Source organism: Bradyrhizobium sp. LeoB3 (assembly GCF_055456055.1).
On sequence record NZ_JBVBEF010000417.1, the window covers coordinates 1 to 337 of the forward strand.

General features: G+C 58.2%; 1 protein-coding gene. It reads left to right on the forward strand.

What is annotated here, in order from left to right; all coding sequences use genetic code 11:
- Positions 1–22: 22 nt before the first annotated feature.
- A partial coding sequence (locus tag ACZXDY_RS46565) for a hypothetical protein (RefSeq protein ID WP_464350113.1) occupies positions 23–337 on the forward strand: 315 nt, incomplete at its 3' end.

The window sequence follows — 337 nt, forward strand, 5'->3', positions numbered from 1 at the left end:
ATTGTTCCGGTCGCGGGTCTCGTTGGAAGCCGAGATCCTGATCCTTCGTCATCAACTTAACATCCAGCGACGGCATGTGCCGAAGAGAGTGGCCTTCAGTGCCATGGATCGCCTGATTTTTGTTGGGCTGTCTCGTTTGGTGCCAAATACCATCAAGGCGCTGACGATTGTGAAGCCGGATACCGTCATCCGTTGGCACCGTGCCGGTTTCAGAGCGTATTGGCGCTGGAAATCGCGGCACCGCGGCGGCCGACCAGCTACACCGTTGGAAATTCGCCGGCTGATCCGCGAGATGAGCATCGTCAACCCGCTGTGGGGAGCGCCGAGAATCCATGGT